Source organism: Prolixibacter bellariivorans ATCC BAA-1284, from assembly GCF_000621705.1.
Lineage (GTDB): Bacteria > Bacteroidota > Bacteroidia > Bacteroidales > Prolixibacteraceae > Prolixibacter > Prolixibacter bellariivorans.
Window position 1 is genome coordinate 298,258 of the sequence record NZ_KK211332.1, and the last position, 19,493, is coordinate 317,750.

Annotated in this window: 17 protein-coding genes; 5 read left to right on the forward strand and 12 right to left on the reverse strand. The window is 46.2% G+C overall.

The annotated features are described in order from the left end of the window. From T426_RS25880 to T426_RS0120555, 3 genes are all read right to left on the reverse strand, one after another. Complete coding sequence (locus tag T426_RS25880; protein WP_153637560.1) at nucleotides 1-171, reverse strand: hypothetical protein; 171 nt, start codon at nucleotides 169-171, stop codon at nucleotides 1-3. A gap of 171 nt (nucleotides 172-342) precedes the next feature. After that, entirely contained in the window at nucleotides 343-1,788 is a 1,446-nt protein-coding gene (locus tag T426_RS25405) for a M20/M25/M40 family metallo-hydrolase (protein WP_025863790.1), read from the reverse strand. Nucleotides 1,789-1,898: 110 nt separating this feature from the next. Beyond that, nucleotides 1,899-4,235 (reverse strand): TonB-dependent receptor, encoded by a 2,337-nt coding sequence (locus T426_RS0120555; RefSeq protein ID WP_027586222.1) that lies wholly within the window; start codon nucleotides 4,233-4,235, stop codon nucleotides 1,899-1,901. An 83-nt stretch (nucleotides 4,236-4,318) separates the two neighbouring features. On the opposite strand from T426_RS0120555, the gene T426_RS0120560 reads away from it, so the two are divergent. The 3 genes from T426_RS0120560 to T426_RS0120570 all read left to right on the forward strand — a co-directional run bounded on the left by T426_RS0120560 (nucleotide 4,319) and on the right by T426_RS0120570 (nucleotide 7,075). After that, entirely contained in the window at nucleotides 4,319-5,122 is an 804-nt protein-coding gene (locus T426_RS0120560; RefSeq protein WP_036985522.1) for a response regulator transcription factor, read from the forward strand. Nucleotides 5,123-5,238: 116 nt separating this feature from the next. After that, a complete protein-coding gene (locus T426_RS0120565) occupies nucleotides 5,239-6,186 on the forward strand; it encodes an aldo/keto reductase (RefSeq protein WP_025863789.1) in 948 nt (315 codons plus the stop codon). A 91-nt stretch (nucleotides 6,187-6,277) separates the two neighbouring features. Then, nucleotides 6,278-7,075 (forward strand): type 1 glutamine amidotransferase domain-containing protein, encoded by a 798-nt coding sequence (locus T426_RS0120570; protein ID WP_234406565.1) that lies wholly within the window; start codon nucleotides 6,278-6,280, stop codon nucleotides 7,073-7,075. A 453-nt stretch (nucleotides 7,076-7,528) separates the two neighbouring features. On the opposite strand, the gene T426_RS0120575 is transcribed toward T426_RS0120570, so the two are convergent. The 6 genes from T426_RS0120575 to T426_RS0120600 all read right to left on the reverse strand — a co-directional run bounded on the left by T426_RS0120575 (nucleotide 7,529) and on the right by T426_RS0120600 (nucleotide 13,554). After that, entirely contained in the window at nucleotides 7,529-8,554 is a 1,026-nt protein-coding gene (locus T426_RS0120575) for a hypothetical protein (RefSeq protein WP_025863787.1), read from the reverse strand. Further along, nucleotides 8,551-9,345 carry a penicillin-binding transpeptidase domain-containing protein gene (locus tag T426_RS24590; RefSeq protein ID WP_025863786.1) on the reverse strand — a complete coding sequence of 265 codons (795 nt, stop codon included), beginning with the start codon at nucleotides 9,343-9,345 and terminating at the stop codon, nucleotides 8,551-8,553. The genes T426_RS0120575 and T426_RS24590 overlap by 4 nt, the downstream gene beginning before the upstream one ends. Nucleotides 9,346-9,374: 29 nt before the next feature. Continuing rightward, the gene (locus T426_RS0120585) at nucleotides 9,375-9,917 is read right to left on the reverse strand and encodes a GNAT family N-acetyltransferase (RefSeq protein ID WP_025863785.1); all 543 of its coding nucleotides are present in this window, start codon (nucleotides 9,915-9,917) and stop codon (nucleotides 9,375-9,377) included. A gap of 82 nt (nucleotides 9,918-9,999) precedes the next feature. Beyond that, complete coding sequence (locus tag T426_RS0120590; RefSeq protein ID WP_025863784.1) at nucleotides 10,000-10,773, reverse strand: S1 family peptidase; 774 nt, start codon at nucleotides 10,771-10,773, stop codon at nucleotides 10,000-10,002. A gap of 129 nt (nucleotides 10,774-10,902) precedes the next feature. Then, nucleotides 10,903-12,468, reverse strand: a complete 1,566-nt coding sequence (locus T426_RS0120595; RefSeq protein WP_199898492.1) for a S10 family peptidase — start codon at nucleotides 12,466-12,468, stop codon at nucleotides 10,903-10,905. A gap of 204 nt (nucleotides 12,469-12,672) precedes the next feature. Beyond that, the gene (locus T426_RS0120600; protein ID WP_025863782.1) at nucleotides 12,673-13,554 is read right to left on the reverse strand and encodes a VIT1/CCC1 transporter family protein; all 882 of its coding nucleotides are present in this window, start codon (nucleotides 13,552-13,554) and stop codon (nucleotides 12,673-12,675) included. A 172-nt stretch (nucleotides 13,555-13,726) separates the two neighbouring features. On the opposite strand from T426_RS0120600, the gene T426_RS0120605 reads away from it, so the two are divergent. Both T426_RS0120605 and T426_RS0120610 read left to right on the forward strand, forming a co-directional pair. Beyond that, complete coding sequence (locus tag T426_RS0120605; protein WP_025863781.1) at nucleotides 13,727-14,587, forward strand: AraC family transcriptional regulator; 861 nt, start codon at nucleotides 13,727-13,729, stop codon at nucleotides 14,585-14,587. A gap of 185 nt (nucleotides 14,588-14,772) precedes the next feature. Continuing rightward, entirely contained in the window at nucleotides 14,773-15,780 is a 1,008-nt protein-coding gene (locus tag T426_RS0120610; RefSeq protein ID WP_025863780.1) for a GlxA family transcriptional regulator, read from the forward strand. A 2-nt stretch (nucleotides 15,781-15,782) separates the two neighbouring features. Here T426_RS0120610 and T426_RS0120615 read toward each other — a convergent pair whose 3' ends face one another. From T426_RS0120615 to T426_RS0120625, 3 genes are all read right to left on the reverse strand, one after another. Continuing rightward, nucleotides 15,783-17,003 carry an MFS transporter gene (locus T426_RS0120615; protein WP_027586225.1) on the reverse strand — a complete coding sequence of 407 codons (1,221 nt, stop codon included), beginning with the start codon at nucleotides 17,001-17,003 and terminating at the stop codon, nucleotides 15,783-15,785. A gap of 264 nt (nucleotides 17,004-17,267) precedes the next feature. Continuing rightward, on the reverse strand, nucleotides 17,268-18,314 hold the full coding sequence (gene gap / locus T426_RS0120620) for a type I glyceraldehyde-3-phosphate dehydrogenase (protein WP_282705574.1): 1,047 nt from the start codon (nucleotides 18,312-18,314) through the stop codon (nucleotides 17,268-17,270). Nucleotides 18,315-18,566: 252 nt separating this feature from the next. Then, on the reverse strand, nucleotides 18,567-19,490 hold the full coding sequence (locus tag T426_RS0120625; RefSeq protein WP_025863779.1) for a ketopantoate reductase family protein: 924 nt from the start codon (nucleotides 19,488-19,490) through the stop codon (nucleotides 18,567-18,569). Nucleotides 19,491-19,493: the final 3 nt, after the last annotated feature.

Consider the following 19,493-nt stretch of genomic DNA (forward strand, 5'->3'; position numbering starts at 1 on the left):
CTACAGCAGGTCCATCTTCCGGCGGGATGTGGCAATCAACAACAATCCTACGATGCCAATCGTAATCCTTGCCCCGGTCGGTAATAAACCAAAAAACATTAGTGCCGCACCGACTAAAGCCAGAATAATTCCGATGACGAACTGAATGTAACTTAGGGTTCGCTTTTTCATCTTCGTTCATTTAGACGTCCACATCTCTTCTGCTCTCCCCTTTGGGTTCGCCAATTGAGCATCCCCAAAACAGAATCACTAATCAAGTTAACGAATTTTGAGCAATCCATTTGTTTATCAACGCAAAAACTAATCATGAAATGAACGTCACTTTATCGGCAACCGGAAGATTCAATTCGCTGCTCCTTTTCGCTGCAATGCAAGAACGACCTGACTTATCAGTGAGACCCGGTCCTGCAGTAGATCATAGTTAATCTTTTCCGGTGTGTCGGTAGGTTTATGGTAGTCTTTGTGCATACCAGCAAAGAACATGACGGCAGGAATGCCTTTCTCATAAAAATTATACTGGTCGGAACGGGTATAATATCCGGTTAGATCGTGAGAATTATTGTAGGTATAGTCGAAAGAACATTCCGGAACCTGCTGGTCCACCTTTTCGAACAGGGCTGCCAGCTTCGGTTGCGTATCTGTTCCGATGGTATAGAGATACGCCTCTTTCCCGATGTGTTGGGAATCTATCCGCCCAACCATATCGATATTCAGATTAACCAGTACCTTTTCAGGTTCAAAATCAGCTCGGTTGACCTGATATTTAGCGCCTAGCTCTCCAACTTCCTCTCCGGTGGTCGCCAAAAAAACCATCGTGTATTTCTTTTCCGGAATAACCGAAAACAGTTTAGCCAACTCCAGCATTGCAGTTACGCCGGAAGCATTGTCATCCGCACCACGATAATAAAAGTGACCGTTTGTTCCCAAGTGATCGTAGTGTGCCGTGATATAAATCGATGTATCGGAGCTTCCTTTTAGCAAGCCAATTACATTTCGTCCGGTCGTTCGGTTTGCTATCCTTTCGCACTTCATCCCGATAGAGGCCACCGGACAATCAGCAATACTTTTCGTCTCAACCAACCGATTGAGTTCTTTCTGAGACATCCCCATCAAACGACGAATTTGTGAATTGGGAATGATAAATTCCTGGAAACCGGCACTTTTCCGCTCTAACTTATTACGGTCTGCAAATGCATATCGTTTACGCGTCATAAAGTTCTTAAAGGTCCTTCTCACCGATTCAAATTGCGCCAAATTATCAGGATTGGCCAGAACGACTCCGCTAGCTCCTCTCCTTTTTAACTCTCTATTTACGATATACGGTGAACGCACGTTCCGAATAAAAATCATCACCATCCGATTCTTCACATCAATTTGATCCAGTTCTTCGGGCGTTCCTCTTCCACCAAAAACTAATTCTTCTTCCCTCTCTTCATTCAATGGACCACGGCCCATGTAAACCATCTCTTCAAAATCATTCAATCTTCTCTTACCAGCTTTCAGATACGTTTCGCCCCGATAATATTGTATCAACTTAAAATCATCGTAGAAACCATTATCTCCTCCTCCCGTCAGGCCATATTCCTTGAATTGTCGGGCAATATAGCGGGCTGCTCTCATCTGTCCGATTGTTCCGGTTAGCCGTCCTTCCATCGAATCGGAAGCCAATACTTTGATGGTCTGCTTTAGCTCTTTTTTATCAATTGAAAATTGTGTCTCACTGGAAACTGTTTGACCAATGGCCGGAGTCGCCAAGGCAACAAGAAGAAAATACAGGATTCTTTTCATCAGTCGTTCAGGTTAAGGAAAAAGGTAAAGCTGGCTCATTTGGGAAACCAGCTTTCTAAAGCTACAAAACTAATGCTTCATTACAAAAGCTATCTGGTTATGAGCTCTTCCTAAAATTGAATCTGGTAACTCAGGTTAGGGACCATGATCAAATCTCTTTCCGCTTCGATGGACTGTGTTTTCCGGTTAAACCGGTAATCCTGGAGGTCCTTATAACCTAGTGCATTGGTGATCTCCAAACTCCATATGCCCGTATACTTTCGTTTGTTTACATGATATTTCAGCGTAAAGCTTAACAGGTTGGCTATCGGTTTCTGCCTTTCAAAAGCCCGCGAATAATCATACACAATCTCCTGTTGCGCATAAGTCGCTGCTTCATCTACCGGAATCAGACGATCGCCACCCATCAACGTGTACCGGACGTTGAAGCTGAATAGATTGTTTTTTCGGACATTCCATTCCTTGCCACCCAGCACATTGAAGACGAAATTTCGGTTATAGCGGGCATTCCGGAGCACGCCGTCTCCACCTTTATATTTCGATTGGAAAACGGATGCGGTAACCAGGTAATAGAACTGGTTGTGCAGGAAACGTTCCAGTGTCAGGTCGACGCCATAGTTCCAGCCTTTGCCCCGGTTAACCAGTGAGTCGTTGAAGTAGGTTTCGTCGTATAGGTTTTGCAAAGAGAAATAGCTCCCCGGGACCACAGGCACATCAAAGAGGTACTGAAAGTAAGGTTCCACTTTGAAATGCAGGTAATCGCTTATCTGCCGGTTGTACGACAATACCAGATGCTGTGCTTTGGTAAAGTTGAGATCTTTGTTGGGCTGCACCATTCCGTTGGCCGTTTGCTGTTCGAGCAGGTAAAAATTGATTTGCTCCAGCCGGCTGTGCAATCCATACGCGATGCCAACCGATTGGTCGGGCCAGAACTGCCACTTGACACCGAGCCTCGGTTCGATGGTATAGTGTCCGTTCAGGGCAAAATATTGCGAATGGATTCCGGCATTGATGGTGACTGTTTTCCCGACATCGAAGCGCGACTCCGTATACGCCTGAATCAGTTGGGTGTTTCCCTTCGCTTTTACATACTGTGTTTCAATAATCCCGTCAGGACTGTTCCTTATATCCATATTGTACAGCCGCTGGTCCACTGTTATACCGGTCCGATTCACATGTCGTGTACTGAATTTGTGATTGATAAAAGTGCTGAGGGTGTATTTCCAGGTGTTATTGTTCAGGTATTCATCCGGATGAATCACCAGCGATGAATCAAGCTTTTGCTGTTTCCACTGCAACCCGTTTCCCGAAAAGGCGAGCGTGGAATGGATATAGGATTTTGTGCCCATAACCAGTTGATGGCTCAATCCCACCGCTCCAAAATAGATATCGGCTGTATAATCTTTGCTGTCGGCATCTTTTTCCCATTTATTAACATCTTTCTCCGCATCTTTCCCTTGGTGGTCATAGGCACCTAGTCCCCACAGGTAAAACACCCCGGCCTTCTTGGTTGGAAAACTGGTTTTGAACGACAGGTCCTGGTAACTCAACGCACCCATTTCTTTGGGCAGAATGGGTGACAGCAATCCCAAAGTGGAGTAGCGATAGTTGAACAGATAGGTGGAGCGCTTATTCTTTTTGAACGGACCTTCGGATGCCGCATCAATCCCGATGATGCCTGCCCGGAAGGTATGCTCCCGTTTTTCCGGGTTACCGGTACGCATGCGCAAATCAAATACACCGGAAAGTGCATTTCCATATTCTGCAGGGAAGGCGCCGGTAAAGAAGTCGGAGCTGGCAAGTACATGGCTGCTCAGTGCGGTCAGCCCACCGCCGCCATATAAAATTAGGTTGGCAAAATGGTTCGGATTGGAAATCTCGACACCCTCCATACGCCAGAGCAAATCTTTGGGGGCATTTCCCCTGACAACAATTCCGTTATTCCCTGTTGCCATGGTTACTCCCGCAAAAGCGGAAGCCAGTCGCGCCGGATCGTCAATACCGCCTGCGTAACGGCTTGCCTCCTCTACGGTCAGTTGCCGGGCACTTAACGTGGCCATGGAATTCTGCGGCAGGTCTTTCCTTGTGTTCGATTTGACCACCACTTCTCCCAAAGCTACCGGCTTTTCGGTTAACCCGATATTCAGGACGACCTCTTTCCCCGAAGTCACCATCACTTCATTCACGATGTGAGGCCTGTAGCCCAGGTACCGGAAGGCAATCTTTTGTCTTCCCAGCGGAACGTCGGGTAACGAGTAGTAACCGTTGTTGTCGGTAATGGTACCGTTTTGAGCGGTCGAATCCATCAGTACCACCGCTACGCCGGTTAAAGGTGCCTGGGTATCATTATCGACTACCCGGCCTATGATGGTTTGTGTCAGAGGTTGCGCCGCAGCGGAAAATGACAGGAAAAGGAAAATGAGTATAAGTTGTAGCAAGTGTTTCATCGTCGGTTAAGTTTTTTTCCATAATTTGTTTCAAAATTGGGGCAGATAACCGCCATAGTCAATACTGATAAATCAGTAATCGAATGCAGAGAACTTACCAACAACTAATTGCCGAATTTTACCAGCTTGTTGACTCGCAGATATTTGATGAGTCGGTTCTTGATTACCGGATTCTCGACCGGCATATCCGGATGCTGGAAACCATCAATGTGGTGCAGGACAGTGCTATCTCCATCTTCGATATGTACCGGAAAAAACACGTGTTTATTTCTTCACAGTTCGAAACGATGCTGGGGTGGGACATCGAAAAGGCCAATGAGCAGGGCACTTATTACATGGATGAGCGGTTGCATCCCGGAGATGCCATTCGATTGACGCAGGCCGGGATCTACTTTATGAAAATGGCTTATGCCCTGACGGGAGAAGACCGGAAGCAACTGCCCAACTATAAAGTTATCACCGACTACCGGACCAAAGACAAGACTGGAAACTACATTCGTGTTATCGAACAGCAAAAAGCGCTGGAACTAGATTCCTTAGGCAATGTCTGGCTGGCACTCAGTGTGCTGGACGTATCGCCTGACAAGGACGTGCAGACACCTGCACGCAGCCGTTTAATCAATACCCTTACGGGAGAATTGTATCTTTTCCCACCGGAAGGGAACGAAAGTATGCCACCCAAACTATCGGGACGCGAGCAGGAAATTCTTTCTCTCATTGCCAGCGGACTGGTAAGCAAACAGATTGCGGATAAACTGTTTATCAGTGTCAATACCGTCAATACGCATCGTCAGCGCATCATCGAGAAACTGGAAGTCAGCAACACGTTCGAGGCAATTCAGTATGCTTCGGAACTCAGATTGATTAATCCGGTAAAACGGAGCTAGAGCGGTTATTTCCGGTTACCTATTTTACAGTTATCCAACAAACATTGCCGTACGAACATCTGTTAAGTAGGTAGGACAGATGCGCCTTATTATTGAATTTCACGATAGTTGACAAGATGAAAAAATTAGGAAATACAGACTTACAGACTGCTCCCATCGTATTCGGGGGAAACGTTTTCGGATGGACACTCAACGAAAAAGAGTCGTTCAGGATTCTGGATGAATTTGTGGACGCCGGTTTCAATACCATCGATACCGCCAATGTGTATTCGCGGTGGGTTCCCGGTAACGAAGGAGGCGAATCGGAAACCATCATTGGGAAATGGATGAAAGAACGAGGCAATCGCGATAAGGTGACTGTGATAACCAAAGTAGGCTCCGATATGGGACAAGGCCATCGCGACCTCTCGGAGAAACACATCATGGAAGCAGTAGAGGACTCGCTGCGCCGGTTGCAAACCGATGCCATCGACTTGTATCTCTCGCACTGGGACGATGAAAATACGCCGGTGGAAGAAACACTGGGAGCTTACGGGAAACTCATCAAAGCCGGAAAAGTGCGCTTTATCGGCGCTTCCAATCTTCCGCCTGAAAGGCTGAAAGAATCACTGAATGCCAGCATGCAAAACGGCTTGCCTCGTTATGAGGTATTCCAGCCTGAGTACAATTTATTCGACCGACAGGGCTTTGAAGAAGGTGTAGCTCCGGTTTGCCGGGAGGAAGGTCTGGGAGTGATTACCTATTTTTCGCTGGCCAAGGGTTTCCTTAGCGGGAAATACCGAAGCAAAGACGATCTCGGAAAAAGTGTTCGCGGAGGTGGCGTGGAAGGCTACCTGAATGAACGGGGATTTCGTATTCTCAAAGCGCTGGACGAACTGGCGGCCAAACACGAGGTTTCGCAGGCGGCTGTAGCACTTGCCTGGCTTATTCATCAGCCGGATGTGACCGCCCCCATTGCCAGCGCCACCAAAAGCAATCACCTGAAAGCATTCACCGAAGCGATGCAGATGAAACCGGAGCCGGAAGATATGCAATTGCTGGAGAAAGCTTCGGCATACCAATAGCCTCAACGGGAAATTCCGGTTTCCGAAAATTTTGAATCCATTATCATACTGCTTCGTATGATGAAAAGAAATCCATCAAACAAAAATGTATATGATTAGAAAATTGATGCCCGTCCTGCTGTTTGGACTCCTCCTAAGCGGATGCAACCAAAAGCACAAAGGCCATTCGGCAAACAACGAGACTACCGCTATGAAATCCCAAACGGAAAAAGCGGCCAAACCCAAAATTCTGTTTGTGTTGACCAACCACGATCAGAAAGGTGATACCGGCAAAAAAACCGGATTCTTTTTATCCGAAGCTGCTCATCCATGGGACGTTTTGAAAGACAAGTATGTCATCGATTTTGTCAGTCCGAAAGGCGGGAAAGCACCGGTTGACGGATTTGATTTGAGTGATCCGGTGAATAAGGAATTCTGGGATAATCCGGAAATCCAGTACAAAATCAATCACACGCTAAAACCGTCGGAAATTAACCCGGATGACTATGTGGCGATTCATTTTGTGGGCGGCCACGGTGCCATGTGGGACTTCCCTGAGAGTAAGCAACTGGCAGAGATTGCTGCGAAAATTTACGAACACCATGGTGTAGTAAGTGCCGTATGCCACGGGCCGGCCGGCTTGGTCAATATCAAACTGGATGATGGCTCGTACCTCATTACCGGGAAAAAGGTAACAGGCTTTAGCAATGAAGAAGAGAAAGCTGTCAAGCTAACGAACGTCGTTCCGTTTCTATTGGAAAATAAACTCAAAGAGCGCGGTGGGATATATTCCTGCACATCGAAGTTCACTGTGCATGTCGTGCACGACGGACGATTGATTACAGGACAAAACCCACAATCGGCTAAAAAGGTGGGCAAAGAAGTACTGAAAGAATTGCAGAAGGATTAACCTTCCGGATACGATTTAATATTGATTAAAGCTCTTGCATTTCCTCTGCAAGGGCTTTTTTAGTCCCCCTAAATTGCTCCGGAATAGCACTTTTCACATTTTTTTACGTTTTGATGATGCTTCGTACAGATTGGGATACTAAAAATATATCCTAAAACGTATGTTCTTATAATATCGATTAACCTAATAAACTATTAACTGGAAGTTACGATCAACGGTGGTGAAGTGTTAACGTTTAACGTAATCCAAATCAGTTTAACCGAACTGGTTTTTGAAACAGAATATGACACAGATACGTACCGCTTTACGTTCTCTGTGGAAAACGAGCAGGACGTGTAGTCTAATAGTTACTTTCTCTGATTACATGTTTTTTCTTCAATAATTCAATCACCTTAACACCAAACATTTTCCTGCAAAGTGTTTGGTGTTACTTTTTTAAATAATCTGCAACCGTTACTTCGTGAAATGCTTCGTTAACACACCCAACAAATCGTGATTGCATGCTGCATCCAACTCTGAAAGTTTCTTTAAACCAAAAATAAAGGCAATGGCAACTGGTTCGGCCCGGTAAGCTGTATGTCCTTCGTAGAATCCGTATCGCATTATATAATAAGGCGCCATTTCGCTAAAATACAGTGAAGTCAGTTTCTTTTCCAGCTTGTCTCGCTGAACATCGGATAACCGGCTGTAATGCTCATCCAGAAAGGTCTTTTCTTCCGGGGTTAGCTTCCGACTAATCGTAAAATCGAAATTCCCCTGTATTTCATCCTGAAAGATGGAAACCTGCCAACCTTTGCTTCTCTCCGCTTTGAAATTTAATTGATGACCGTTGTAGAATATCACCGGTATGTTGTCGTAAAATCGTTTCCAGTGCTTTAGTTCAATTTCCTTGAGAACCAGGTTCCATATGTGAAAAAGTGGTTTGGCCATCTGCGGATGCGTTAGTCCCATGGCTCGCGCCAGTTGATTATCGCCTTCCAGCACCGAAAGAATATCTTCGTCTTCTGCCATAAATCCGGCTCGCGAAAAACCATTGGGACGACCTATCTCATTGATAATTCTCACCGGGAATCCAGTAATCCTCTCCTTGCCTTCCAACTCCGCTTCATCGTGCAATCCAGTCTTTGCCAATGCGGGGAAATCGCCTCCGTCAACTCCGAGCTGTTGTCCCTTACCCATCATCCATTTGAATTGATTGCTGTAAAGAAGGGGTTCGCCATTTTCCACCGTAACTGAAACGATTCCAAAGGTCGAATCCTTCTTCATTACCAGAATGGCTTCTGTCCCGTACTTCAGCACCGACGGGGAAGCCATATCCGGCTTCGACAGGTAAGTCAGCGGATAAAAAAACCAATCCTGATCCGTTTTTGACTTTTGCCCCCGTTGCCCCAATGAAATGCTGGTTAAGAATATCAACACAACCCAAAGGAGTCCCAGGCGACGTTTCCACCGAACGAGATATTCTATCCTATTTTTCATGGTTCTATTAGTTTCAATTCCATTAGAATGTCCTTCGTAATTTTGTATCTGGCCTGACTGGTTCCGTTGAAATCATCTGATACAAAATTCAGGGCATAGAAGTAAGGATGGTTATCCTTTTCAAAATACCCGACCAGCCACATGACGTAATCAGTGTCATCTAGAACTCCGCCTCCTGTCTTCCCGCTGAGTATCCAATTGTCTCCTTTATCCAACACGATAAGCTTCTTCACCTTTTCAATGGATTCCTTTGCAACCGGTAGGTTATTGTGATAGAACTTGCGTAGAAAAGCGATTTGCTGATTGGCGCTAATGCGAAATTCTCCGGCCAGCCAGAACCGGGTAGGCGGACCATTCAAATTCTTGTTCCCGTAATCGAATGCCTGTACATACTTCCGGTACTTGTCAATGCCTATTTTTTCGGCAAAGCCGGTGTAAACCCACACACAAGAATACTTTACCGCCGTACGCAACGTTTGATCCTGATTCCAGTTTTTTATCGGCCATTCATGACCATCCCACGGAATGACCTGATTCGTATCGGATACCACTCCCTCCTCCAATGCTATCACTGAATGGGGAATCTTAAAAGTGGACGCAGGAATAAATCCGGAATCGCACACCGCCGGATTATAGCGAATGAACTCGTTATTCGCTTCGTCGAATAACACAAAACATCCGTTTACACCATAACGGTCAAAATAAGGTTTGAAATTTCGCTCGGTTATCTTTTGGGCATAGCTTAAAGAAACCAGTGATAAAAGGAAAAGCAGGCTCAGTAAATTTTTCATGGTAAATCGTCAGTCAATTTAACATTTGGTTATCCCGCCAGTGGATCATCCTCCAGAATGGCATAATGATAATTGTCTATCCATTTTCCCCGGATAGGCAGAATTTTACGCCGTAAACCTTCGCGCACCATCCCGCATTTTTCCAGTACCCTGATGGATTTGATATTTTCGGTGGCTACGCCGGCTTCCACTTTGTGCAAATGGAAATCTTCAAATCCGGCCTTAATGAGTCTTTGGGCTACTTCGGTAGCATAACCGCGGCCCCAGTGAGCCGGAAGTAGTTTATAGTAAATCTCGCCTAAGCGAAATTTATCCAACGATAGCGAAAAACCGGCTAACCCAATAAATTCACCGGAGTCTTTCAAGACAATTTTCCAGGTATACGATTTGCGCGGCTTATCCGTCTGCTCTTCGATGGCAGGCCGTATCAACTCTTCTGTTTCCTGCCTGTTTTTTGGTATCCCGATGGTGTTGAACTCATCAACAGCCGGGAAAGAATGCAACCGGTGAATATCGTCCAGATCATCCCAGGAGATTTCCAGCAATTGCAAACGTTTCGATTCAAATTTCATGATTTACAGTTCAGTTGAAAGGTTTGATTTGCCTAAAGATAAGAAGGAAAAGAGGGATACACAACGAAGATTCAACATTCATCTAATGCGATTGGTAAGGAATTCCGTATTGTTCGAACAACTGCTGTAAATAGGCCACACTGCCAATGACGCCCAATTTTCCTTCCTGTCCGGAAATTAGCCCCACAAGGTAGCCGTTTTGGTCAATCACGGGAGAACCGCTACTCCCCTCCTGTGAGACATTTTTTGTGAGTGTCTGTACATAGAAATAGTTTCCCATATTCTTAAAACACTGCAGTTTCACCAGTTGGGGATAATGGTTATCCTTTTGCAGTGCTCCCCAGCCTACCGCAAAAACAACCTCGTTGGGACGGACCGGCGTATAGCGGATTTTGAGTGGGTAAATATTTTTATTCTTTTCCTGAATAGAAAACAAAATCCAATCCCTGTCTTTCAGCGTATTAAACTGTCCGATGGGTTCTGCAGATGATTGATTGATAAGCTTTTTTATTTCCACCTGTTGTAGAGGCCGGTTTTTCGGATACATTTTCCATGACACAAACTGAGACCCCAAATCAATGGTTGACAGGCCCCGTAGATTGGCAAACGCCATGAAGATGTGTTTGCAACTGACAGCCAGGGTGTCCTTGCCGGTATCGATCAGGAAGGCATTGGCTAACGCTCGATAGGTGGTATCGGTGAAGGCGATATCGTTGGTTAAGGCAAAAGACGGCCAATCTTTTATAGGTTTCGCCATCCAGCTTTCTTTGACGACCTTTTTCTTCTCACTACATCCGCTAAAAATAATCGACAAAAAAGAGGATAGAATGAGCAAGTAAATGGTTTTTGATTTCATTGGTTTGGTATTTTCCGAATCCCGGACAAGGGGTCGTTATTTCAGATTAGCCATAAAAAATGGCTGTTATATTCCGTAGCTAAAATTACGAAAGCATAACAGCCATTCCAAGTACACTTTTGTGTTTCTTTAGTGCGTATCCTGAATGAATTTCGCGGTGTTATCGTGCAGCTCCTTCAAAGAAGGAATATTCAGATAAACCATGTGCCCCGACATGTAATAATGGTACGAGATATTCTTTTGCAAAGCTGCAGGCATGGGTAAATGACGCATTTCATATACTCCTTCGAAGTACGGCGTGGCCAAATCGAAGTAGCCCATGTTCAGCATGACTTTCATTTTCGGATTGTAAATCATCGCCCGGGCCAAATCGGGCATCACATTGGGGAAAATTTTCCTGCCGCTTCCCGGTGCCTGATGCCGTGAATCCCATTTGCGGCCAATGCCATCCCCAAACGGCTGATAAGGTACATCTTCTCTGAATTTCAGCGTCGAATGCAGATACGTGTTCGCCGTGGCAATGTAGATACCACCAATGGCTTTGTTCATCGGGTCGAAAGCCGGGCGTTTACTCAACGGATCGACCATATAAGCGGAGAAGCGGGTATCCAAACGTCCGGTTACCTTATCCTCTTTCGCCAGCAGATTCTTTTCAAATCCCGGTCCGGTTACGCGCAGGTTGGCTTTCTTGATGTAATCTACCGGAAGCCCGGTGTATTCATATAGTTTTTCCGCTGTCTGATTGAAGGTTGCAGAATCAATTGTGACACCTTTGCTAAGTGCCAGGGCGAAATCGCCAAGTGCGAAATCTTCCACCTTCCGGAGAAGTGGTTCCAGTTTTTCCGGTTGATTGGGAAGTTTATGATGGTACCAGGCAGTGGCCGTCATGCTCGGCAAAACCAGCTGATGAGCGATTTCATTTCCCGGATTTAGGGCAGCCATCCCGGAAACATTATCGTAGTTCAGAATCTGCGAAAGCATGATCACGCCATTCAAATCGATGCCATGGTTCTCGCCCAGGTAGTAAGCAACCACCGCCGAGCGGAACGTTCCGTAACTTTCCCCGAACAAATACTTCGGAGAATTCCACCGGTTAAAGGTCGTCAGAAACTGTGTGATGAACGAGGCAAAAGCATGACCATCCTGATCAATGCCGTAAAAATCTTTCGGGTCGCCGGCTCCTCCTTTGTCTTTCCCGATCAGCTGACTGTAACCGGTTCCGGGAGCATCGATAAACACCAGGTCGCTGGCATCAAGCAGGCTGTAATCGTTGTTTACCAACGAATAAGGCGCTGCAGTCCGGGCTGTGTCAGCCGCATCGACACGCTTTGGGCCCCATGCCCCCAAATGCAACCACACCGATGCACTTCCCGGGCCACCGTTATAGATAAACGTCACCGGACGATTGGCCGAATTGCTTTCATCCGACTTGAAATAAGCCACATAAAACATACTGCAGGTCGGTTCCTCTTTTTTATTCTTCAGAACGAGCGTACCAGCTACCGCTTTGTAATCAATCCGCTTCCCTTCGACGGTTACCATTCCGGTAGTAACCGATTTCTGCGGATGAGTTAATGTGGTGTCGGGATGTACCGGAGTTTGCGAATGTTTGGACTCATTTTGATTTTGAGCCGACAAATCCATCGCCGAAAGCATCGCTACTATCAGGACGGAAAGAATCAAGTTAAACTTCATTTTCATCTATTTAAGTTAGCAATAACCTTATGTAAAAAAGGCTGGTGGTTAGTTTGCTGATGATTTAGTTCTTTAAAAATAGTTTTTTTGCCGAAGAGTAAGGCATCCTGTTTCAGCGGAAGCTAATTGAGCACCTTATTCACACAAAAAAGAGGACACCAATAGTATCCTCTTCGTCTATATATTCAACAAATATTGCTCAAATCAAACCTCGATGCCAAACATGATTCGGACAAGGTAACCCAGACCAAATGAAATCAAACCAACCACGGTACTGAGGATAACCATTTCCCAGAAACGTTTCCGGAAGGGTTGATCGTTGGCGACCGAGATGTAATAACTATAAAGAAACACCACCAAAACCGAATCGATGACAGCCACAATCAGCGCCACAAACGGTGAAGTAAAGAGCAGGTAGGGAACTACCAGGAAAACAACAGCAAAAACATAGGCGATACCAGTAAAGATGGCCGATTTGACAGCACCTTCATGGTTACCTTCCGACTTATTCGACAGATATTCGGACGAGGACATCGACAGGGCACCAGCCAGTCCGGTGATGATGCCGGCCAGCGCTACCAATCGGGTATTTTGCAAGGCAAATGTCAATCCGGCCAGCGTTCCCAGAATTTCCACCAGGGCATCGTTCAATCCCAACACGATGGAACCAACGTATTTCAGTTTGTCTTCCTCGAGCAAGGCGATTAACTGATCCTCATGATCATTCTCTTCCTTGGCGATGATTTTGGCCTCCGGGATTTCATCTGCAATCTCATTGTAGTTGACCTGGGCATTCTCCTCCCCTTTTTCCATCAACTTAATGCCGAACGTGATGCCGAAAATCCGGGCTATCCAATAAAATTTCCAAATCTTCCATTTACTCGGAGCCACTTCCTTTTCCGTGTATTCCTTCCAAATTTCATAATGCTTGTGCTCATCGTCGGCAATGCGGCTCAAAACCTCGGCATTATGCGGGTCACGCTGTTTTTCAGCCAGCTGCTTGTAAATATGATATTCGGTAATTTCGTTTCCCTGAGCAACCAGCAATTGGCTTCTGGTTTCGGGGGACAATGGTTTACGTTTCATCGATGTTTTTGGTTCTTTTGATTTGAGGCAAAACTACATAATGTTTGGAAAAACAACTTCCTTTTCTCATTCCGTTTCGCTAAAAATCTCATTAATATTTCATTCCGACATTTCTTTCAAACATAGCAGGATAGGAAAAGTCTGTTCAGGAGCTTGTCTTTATCTTTGCTATATGAAAACAAAAACATCAACCAAACAAGAATATATCCGACGAATCAATAAGGTTATCGAATATATCAACAACCATCTGACCAAAGACATGGATTTGAAGAAGCTGGCAGGAGTTTCCAACTTCTCCGAATTTCATTTCCACCGGATTTTTAAGGCGTTTCAGCACGAAACAGTGTCGGCTTACATTACCCGGATTCGGGTAGAGACAGCAGCCCGCCTGCTCCGTTATTCCGACCTGCCCATCGAGACTATCGCCGGCAACGTAGGCTATGAGATGCCTTCCTCCTTATCGAAATCGTTTAAAAAGTTTTATGGTATCACTCCGACCGAATACCGAACAAATAAAAATATATTCATTATGAAAAAAGAAGTAGTAAACACTGAATTAAAGCTGAAAGCGCCTAAGATTCTTGAACTCGAAGACAAAACCGCTATTTACATCCGGCTTACGGGTGCATACAACGACCTGGACTTTCCCGGAACCTTTGCGAAACTATGGAGTTTTGTAAAGGAGCAAAAGCTCTATTCTGCCGGGATTGAACATGTTGGTGTGTATTACGACGACCCGAAAGTGACGGAAAGCAGCAAACTGCGATCGGATGTTTGCCTGGTAATCAAAAAGCCCGTTCAGCCGAAAGGCGAAATCGATGTGAAAGTGATACCTGGCGGTAAATACGCCGTATTTTCCTACCAGGGGCCATACAGCAATTTAGGAATGGTATATGACACGATTTTTTCGGAATGGCTGCCTGCCAGCGGGTGTGAATTGCGCGATCTTCCGGTATTTGAAAAGTATGGCAACAACCCGACCCAAACGGAACCGGAAAAACTGAAAACAGAGATTTACGTTCCCATTCAATAGAATAGCTTAGCGGAAATTCGGGTTGAAGGATGTCGCCACTTCGAGGGATGACATCCTTCTTTTGCGCAAATCTTCCTCAAATCGCCCAACCTGAAACTATTTCCTGTCCTAATTTGTCGGAAAAATGTCCTTGCGGACAGGATGGAAGGCTGTATCTTTAGCTTTTCACCGATACGGTACAGACCATGAAGAAGAACGAGAAAACACCCGTTAAACACATTGTAATGGTGGCATCGCCCAACACATCGTTGCTGGATGTGAGCGGCCCGCTGGAAGTCTTCGCGAAAGCGAAACAACACCTGCCTGAATTTACCAACCAGCCGCCATTTGTATATCAATTGCATGTGGTATCGACCACCGACGAACTGCAGGTGGCCACCTCAACGGGGTTGCCCATTATTTGCGAAAGCACTTTATTCGATTTTCGTTATCCCATCGATACCTTGCTGATTGCCGGCTATGCTTACCGACCCGATATGACACCCGCGAAAGCCACTATCGACTGGCTCCGCACGCACTGGAAAAATATTCGCCGGATTGGCTCTGTTTGTACCGGGGCATATATACTGGCCGAAGCCGGTCTCCTGGATGGCCGCGAAGCCACCACCCACTGGAACCGTTGCCAACAGATGACGGCATTGTATCCGGAAGTGAGGGTGAATCCCGATCCGATTTTTGTGAAGGATGGCCCGATTTATACCTCGGCCGGTATATCCACCGGTATGGATTTGGCGCTGGCGCTGGTCGAAGAGGATTACGGCCGCGAGGTTGCGCTTTACGTGGCACGCATGCTGGTACTGTACCTCAAACGGCCGGGCAACCAGTCGCAGTTTAGCGTGGTACTGGCCCATCAGGAGGTTGATTACAATCCCATCCAAACATTGATTGAATGGATGCCGGAACACCTGAATGACGCACTCTCGGTAGAAAAACTGGCTGAACAGGTGTCGATGAGCCCCCGTAACTTTTCGCGGGTTTTCACCCGGAAGATGGGCATCACGCCGGCGCGGTATATCGAAAAACTACGCGTGGAAACGGCCCGCCGCCGCCTGGAAGAGTCGAACTTATCGCTCGATGAAATCTCCAGCGAATGCGGTCTGGGAAGCGCTGATACGCTTCGCCGATTGTTCCTGCGCCATCTGAAAACATCGCCCAGCGTTTACCGGCAAAGCTTCCAGACAGCCATACGATAGAATTAGCAGGAACAGGAGGCACGTTGAAGAGCGACCTGTCTCCGTTTGTATCGCAGGAATGAAAGGAATACAATGCTGATACCGCTGATTAAAATGATATCGTACCAGGCCAGGCTCATCAGCTCTTTAACCGGAATGAAAAGTAACAACAGGTATGTTATTCCCGAGAGTAGAATGTACGTAACACCACCGACCAAACCTCCGGCCACTCCGGCTGCTTTGGGAAACCGGCTCAGACTATAGGTGAACGAGTTGTTGAAGATGAAGGCCGACATCATGACGATGAAGAAGGTAAAACCGATGAGTGTGTACAAATTCGGTGCAAACCGGAAAAACACCATCATCAGGGCCACCATTACAAATTGCACAATGTTCGCAATGAACACGGTCTTCGTAAAGTCGGTTTTGATGAGCGCTTTTCCCAGCAAATTACCAGAAAGCCATCCAAGTCCAATAATCAATAATGAGTAACCTACCGTGACTGAATTGTAATGAAACGTATGTTCGATAAGGAACGGACTGGTTAGTGTAAAAATCATTGCCACGCTGTATGCGAATCCGGACAACAAAATGGCCAGAATAAAATCGAAAGTTCCCAGCATTTTGGTATAGTTCCCTATGATTCCTTTAAGATGAAACCGGGCCGGAGTTTGCAATGTTTCCCCGCTAAATATCCAATCCAGCAGGAAACCCACCATGGAAGCACCTCCCAGGAAATAGAAATTGTATTTCCATCCGAAACTGGTTTGCAGGTACCCGCCAATAAACGGGGCAGTAATCGGTCCAATGGACCAGATAATGGTCAACAGACTCAAAGCATGTTTCAATTTACTTCCTTCGAAAACATCGACAAAGAAGGCCCTTTTCGCCACCAACACAAAGCCAATGCTAATTCCCTGGATGGCCCGGAAAAAATAGATCAGATGGATATTCGGGAAAACAGCGATGGCAAAGCTGGATAGGGAAAATATCAGCAATGAAATCAAGCTGAGTCGAAACCGACCGAAACTATCGAGCAGCACTCCCACAAAGAGTTGGCTAATGCCATAAAATATCAAATAGATGCTGACCGAGGCCTGCATTTTCAGTACACTAACGTGAAGGTCACTGGCCATGGCTGGTAGCGACGGTGAATACAAATCGACTGCAATTCCCGACAAGGGGACAATGGCATACGCCAGAACAATGGCAAAACCTTTATATCTGTCTTGAATCATTTTCATGTGTATGTACCTTATTTTTCAATTGCCACATGGAACTCGCCATTGAAATCATACTCCTGCGTGAGAAGTTTAATTCTCGTGGCTCGTTTCATCTTTCTCTTCTCATTAAGCTTTCTGCCATCCTTCAATCATCCTATATGCTCTCAATAAATGGTTGCAGAAAGTCATTAAAAAATACCAGAGAAACAGTTGATGTTCCTCTGGTACATATATTCAGTTTTCTTTGAGACCGAATTGACTAAACGCCGTTTTGAACAAATTGTTTTACAACGAGCCAAAGTAAGCTGCGGTGCGGACCATCTGAGACACAAACGACATTTCGTTATCGTACCACGATACGGTTTTCACCAGTTGCTGGTTTCCGGTAGTCACTACCTTGGTTTGTGTGGCATCGAACAACGAACCGTAGGAAATACCGATAACATCGCCCGATACAATGGGAGCTTCGGTGTAACCGTATGATTCATTAGCTGCCTGCTGCATCATCTGGTTGATCTCTTCAACCGTTACCTGCTTTTCCAGTACCGTATAGAGCTCGACAACGGAACCTGCCGCTACCGGAACCCGCTGCGACGAACCGTCCAGTTTGCCTTTCAGTTCGGGAATCACCAACCCGGTGGCTTTTGCGGCACCGGTAGTATAAGGCACAATGTTGTTGGCCGCCGCACGCGACTTTCGGTAATTGACTTTCGGGTCGGGAGTGTCCATCAGCGGCTGCGAATTGGTGTAGGCGTGAATGGTGCTCATCTGTCCGGCTACAATCCCGAAGTTTTTATTCAGCACATCGGCCATGGGCGCCAAACAGTTGGTGGTACACGACGCGCAACTGATGAGGTTATCGGACGACTCCAGAATATCGTGGTTTACATTGAATACAATGGTTTTCAGGTCCGGTCCGGCCGGTGCCGAAATGATGACCTTCTTAGCGCCGGCTTTCAGATGAGCCGAAGCTTTTTCCGGCGATGCGAAGAAGCCTGTACATTCGAGTACCAGATCGATGTTCATCTCTTTCCATGGCAATGCTTCCGGATTGCGCTCGGCCAGTACTTTCACACTTCTTCCGTTCACAATCAGATGGTCATCACCCTCTTTTACGTCGGCATCAAAGGTGCCCTGCGTGGAATCGTATTTCAACAGGTAAGCCAGCATCGACGGTGCGCTGAGGTCGTTTACAGCCACTACTTCCAGTTGCGGGTTATCCTGCATCTTGCGGAAAGCCAATCTCCCGATTCGGCCAAATCCATTAATGGCAACTCTAATCATACCTTGTTCATTTTTGATGGTTAAACTCAACGGATTCACTAAGCTCATCCGTGTTCTTTTTTACATCCGCAAGGTACTGCGTCCGGCACTTGTCTGCAATGACAATCATCCGACATATTCGGCCACGAAAAGGTTTCAAGTTACGCTACGCTGTTTCAGTCTACACGCTATCATACAGGTCGTTGCATCTATAATCGTTACTATTGTTAGTAACGTTTCTGTTGTTCCTATCGTTCGTTCCTTTTATCCAGTGACCTCAAGGGATCACCTGAAACCTGAAATTTTGAAACCTGAAACCTTTTACCCTTTTCGCGCTTTGAGCTCGGCAGGAACCAGACAGGAATAGACAAATTGGTTGACGGGCACATCCACATTGAATTCATTGGCTAGCTTGACCACCGTTCCGTTCTGGTATTCCAATTCAGAAGGATTGCCGGCCCAGATGTCCCGCGCCAACGAAGTGGTGGAACCGGGTGCCAGCGAATCGATAAAACTGATGTTCTTTTCCACGAAATCTTCACTGAAAGGAATTCCTGCTTCACGCGCCAGGGTCACAATCTCGTTGAGCAAATCGATCATGAGTTTTCGCGTTTCCGGAATCGATCGGAGCTCACCGTAGTTGGTATTGGTGATGGCCATCAAGCCGCTCACACAAATAAAGATGAACTTCTTCCATAATTCCTTCTGAATATTTTCGGCGAGGGTTGCCTGAATACCCGCTTTTTCCAGAATGGTCTGCAGCTGCTGCACCCGTTCTGTCTTCGTGTTGTCGGCTTCGCCAAACACAATCTCAGGAGTATGCGCAAAGTGATTAATGACTCCGTGAGCCTCCACCTTGCTGATGATTTTGCACAAACCGCAAATTACCGGTTTTGGTCCGACGGTTTCACGCAGTTCGTCGTACGTCAACAAACCATTTTGCAAGGGCAGAATGATTGTCTTTTCGCCAATAAGATGATTCAGCTGAGCAGCCATATCTTTCACCTGCCAGGCTTTTAAGCCAACAATAATCAGATCGACTTTCCCGATTGTTTCGATATCGTCGGTTGCCTGCACATTCTCCAAATGAAAATCACCCAGCACACTTTTCACGGTCAGACCATTGGCCTGCATCGCTTTGAGGTGGGCACCACGCGCCAGAAAGGTCACCTCATTACCTGCCTGGGCCAATCTTCCACCAAAATATCCGCCTACTCCCCCTGCTCCAATTATAGCAATTTTCATCGT

Bases quoted from the DNA above. Each gene is read 5' to 3' on its own strand.
- T426_RS0120625 (WP_025863779.1), bottom strand. From the start codon at position 19,490: ATGAAAATTGCTATAATTGGAGCAGGGGGAGTAGGCGGATATTTTGGT.
- T426_RS0120590 (WP_025863784.1), bottom strand. From the start codon at position 10,773: ATGAAATCAAAAACCATTTACTTGCTCATTCTATCCTCTTTTTTGTCG.
- T426_RS25405 (WP_025863790.1), bottom strand. From the start codon at position 1,788: ATGAAAAGAATCCTGTATTTTCTTCTTGTTGCCTTGGCGACTCCGGCC.
- T426_RS0120575 (WP_025863787.1), bottom strand. From the start codon at position 8,554: ATGAAAAATAGGATAGAATATCTCGTTCGGTGGAAACGTCGCCTGGGA.
- T426_RS0120570 (WP_234406565.1), top strand. From the start codon at position 6,278: ATGATTAGAAAATTGATGCCCGTCCTGCTGTTTGGACTCCTCCTAAGC.
- T426_RS0120605 (WP_025863781.1), top strand. From the start codon at position 13,727: ATGAAAACAAAAACATCAACCAAACAAGAATATATCCGACGAATCAAT.
- T426_RS0120600 (WP_025863782.1), bottom strand. From the start codon at position 13,554: ATGAAACGTAAACCATTGTCCCCCGAAACCAGAAGCCAATTGCTGGTT.
- T426_RS0120615 (WP_027586225.1), bottom strand. From the start codon at position 17,003: ATGAAAATGATTCAAGACAGATATAAAGGTTTTGCCATTGTTCTGGCG.
- T426_RS0120560 (WP_036985522.1), top strand. From the start codon at position 4,319: ATGCAGAGAACTTACCAACAACTAATTGCCGAATTTTACCAGCTTGTT.
- T426_RS0120595 (WP_199898492.1), bottom strand. From the start codon at position 12,468: ATGAAGTTTAACTTGATTCTTTCCGTCCTGATAGTAGCGATGCTTTCG.
- T426_RS25880 (WP_153637560.1), bottom strand. From the start codon at position 171: ATGAAAAAGCGAACCCTAAGTTACATTCAGTTCGTCATCGGAATTATT.
- T426_RS0120565 (WP_025863789.1), top strand. From the start codon at position 5,239: ATGAAAAAATTAGGAAATACAGACTTACAGACTGCTCCCATCGTATTC.
- T426_RS0120610 (WP_025863780.1), top strand. From the start codon at position 14,773: ATGAAGAAGAACGAGAAAACACCCGTTAAACACATTGTAATGGTGGCA.
- T426_RS0120555 (WP_027586222.1), bottom strand. From the start codon at position 4,235: ATGAAACACTTGCTACAACTTATACTCATTTTCCTTTTCCTGTCATTT.
- T426_RS24590 (WP_025863786.1), bottom strand. From the start codon at position 9,345: ATGAAAAATTTACTGAGCCTGCTTTTCCTTTTATCACTGGTTTCTTTA.
- T426_RS0120585 (WP_025863785.1), bottom strand. From the start codon at position 9,917: ATGAAATTTGAATCGAAACGTTTGCAATTGCTGGAAATCTCCTGGGAT.
- gap (WP_282705574.1), bottom strand. From the start codon at position 18,314: ATGAGCTTAGTGAATCCGTTGAGTTTAACCATCAAAAATGAACAAGGT.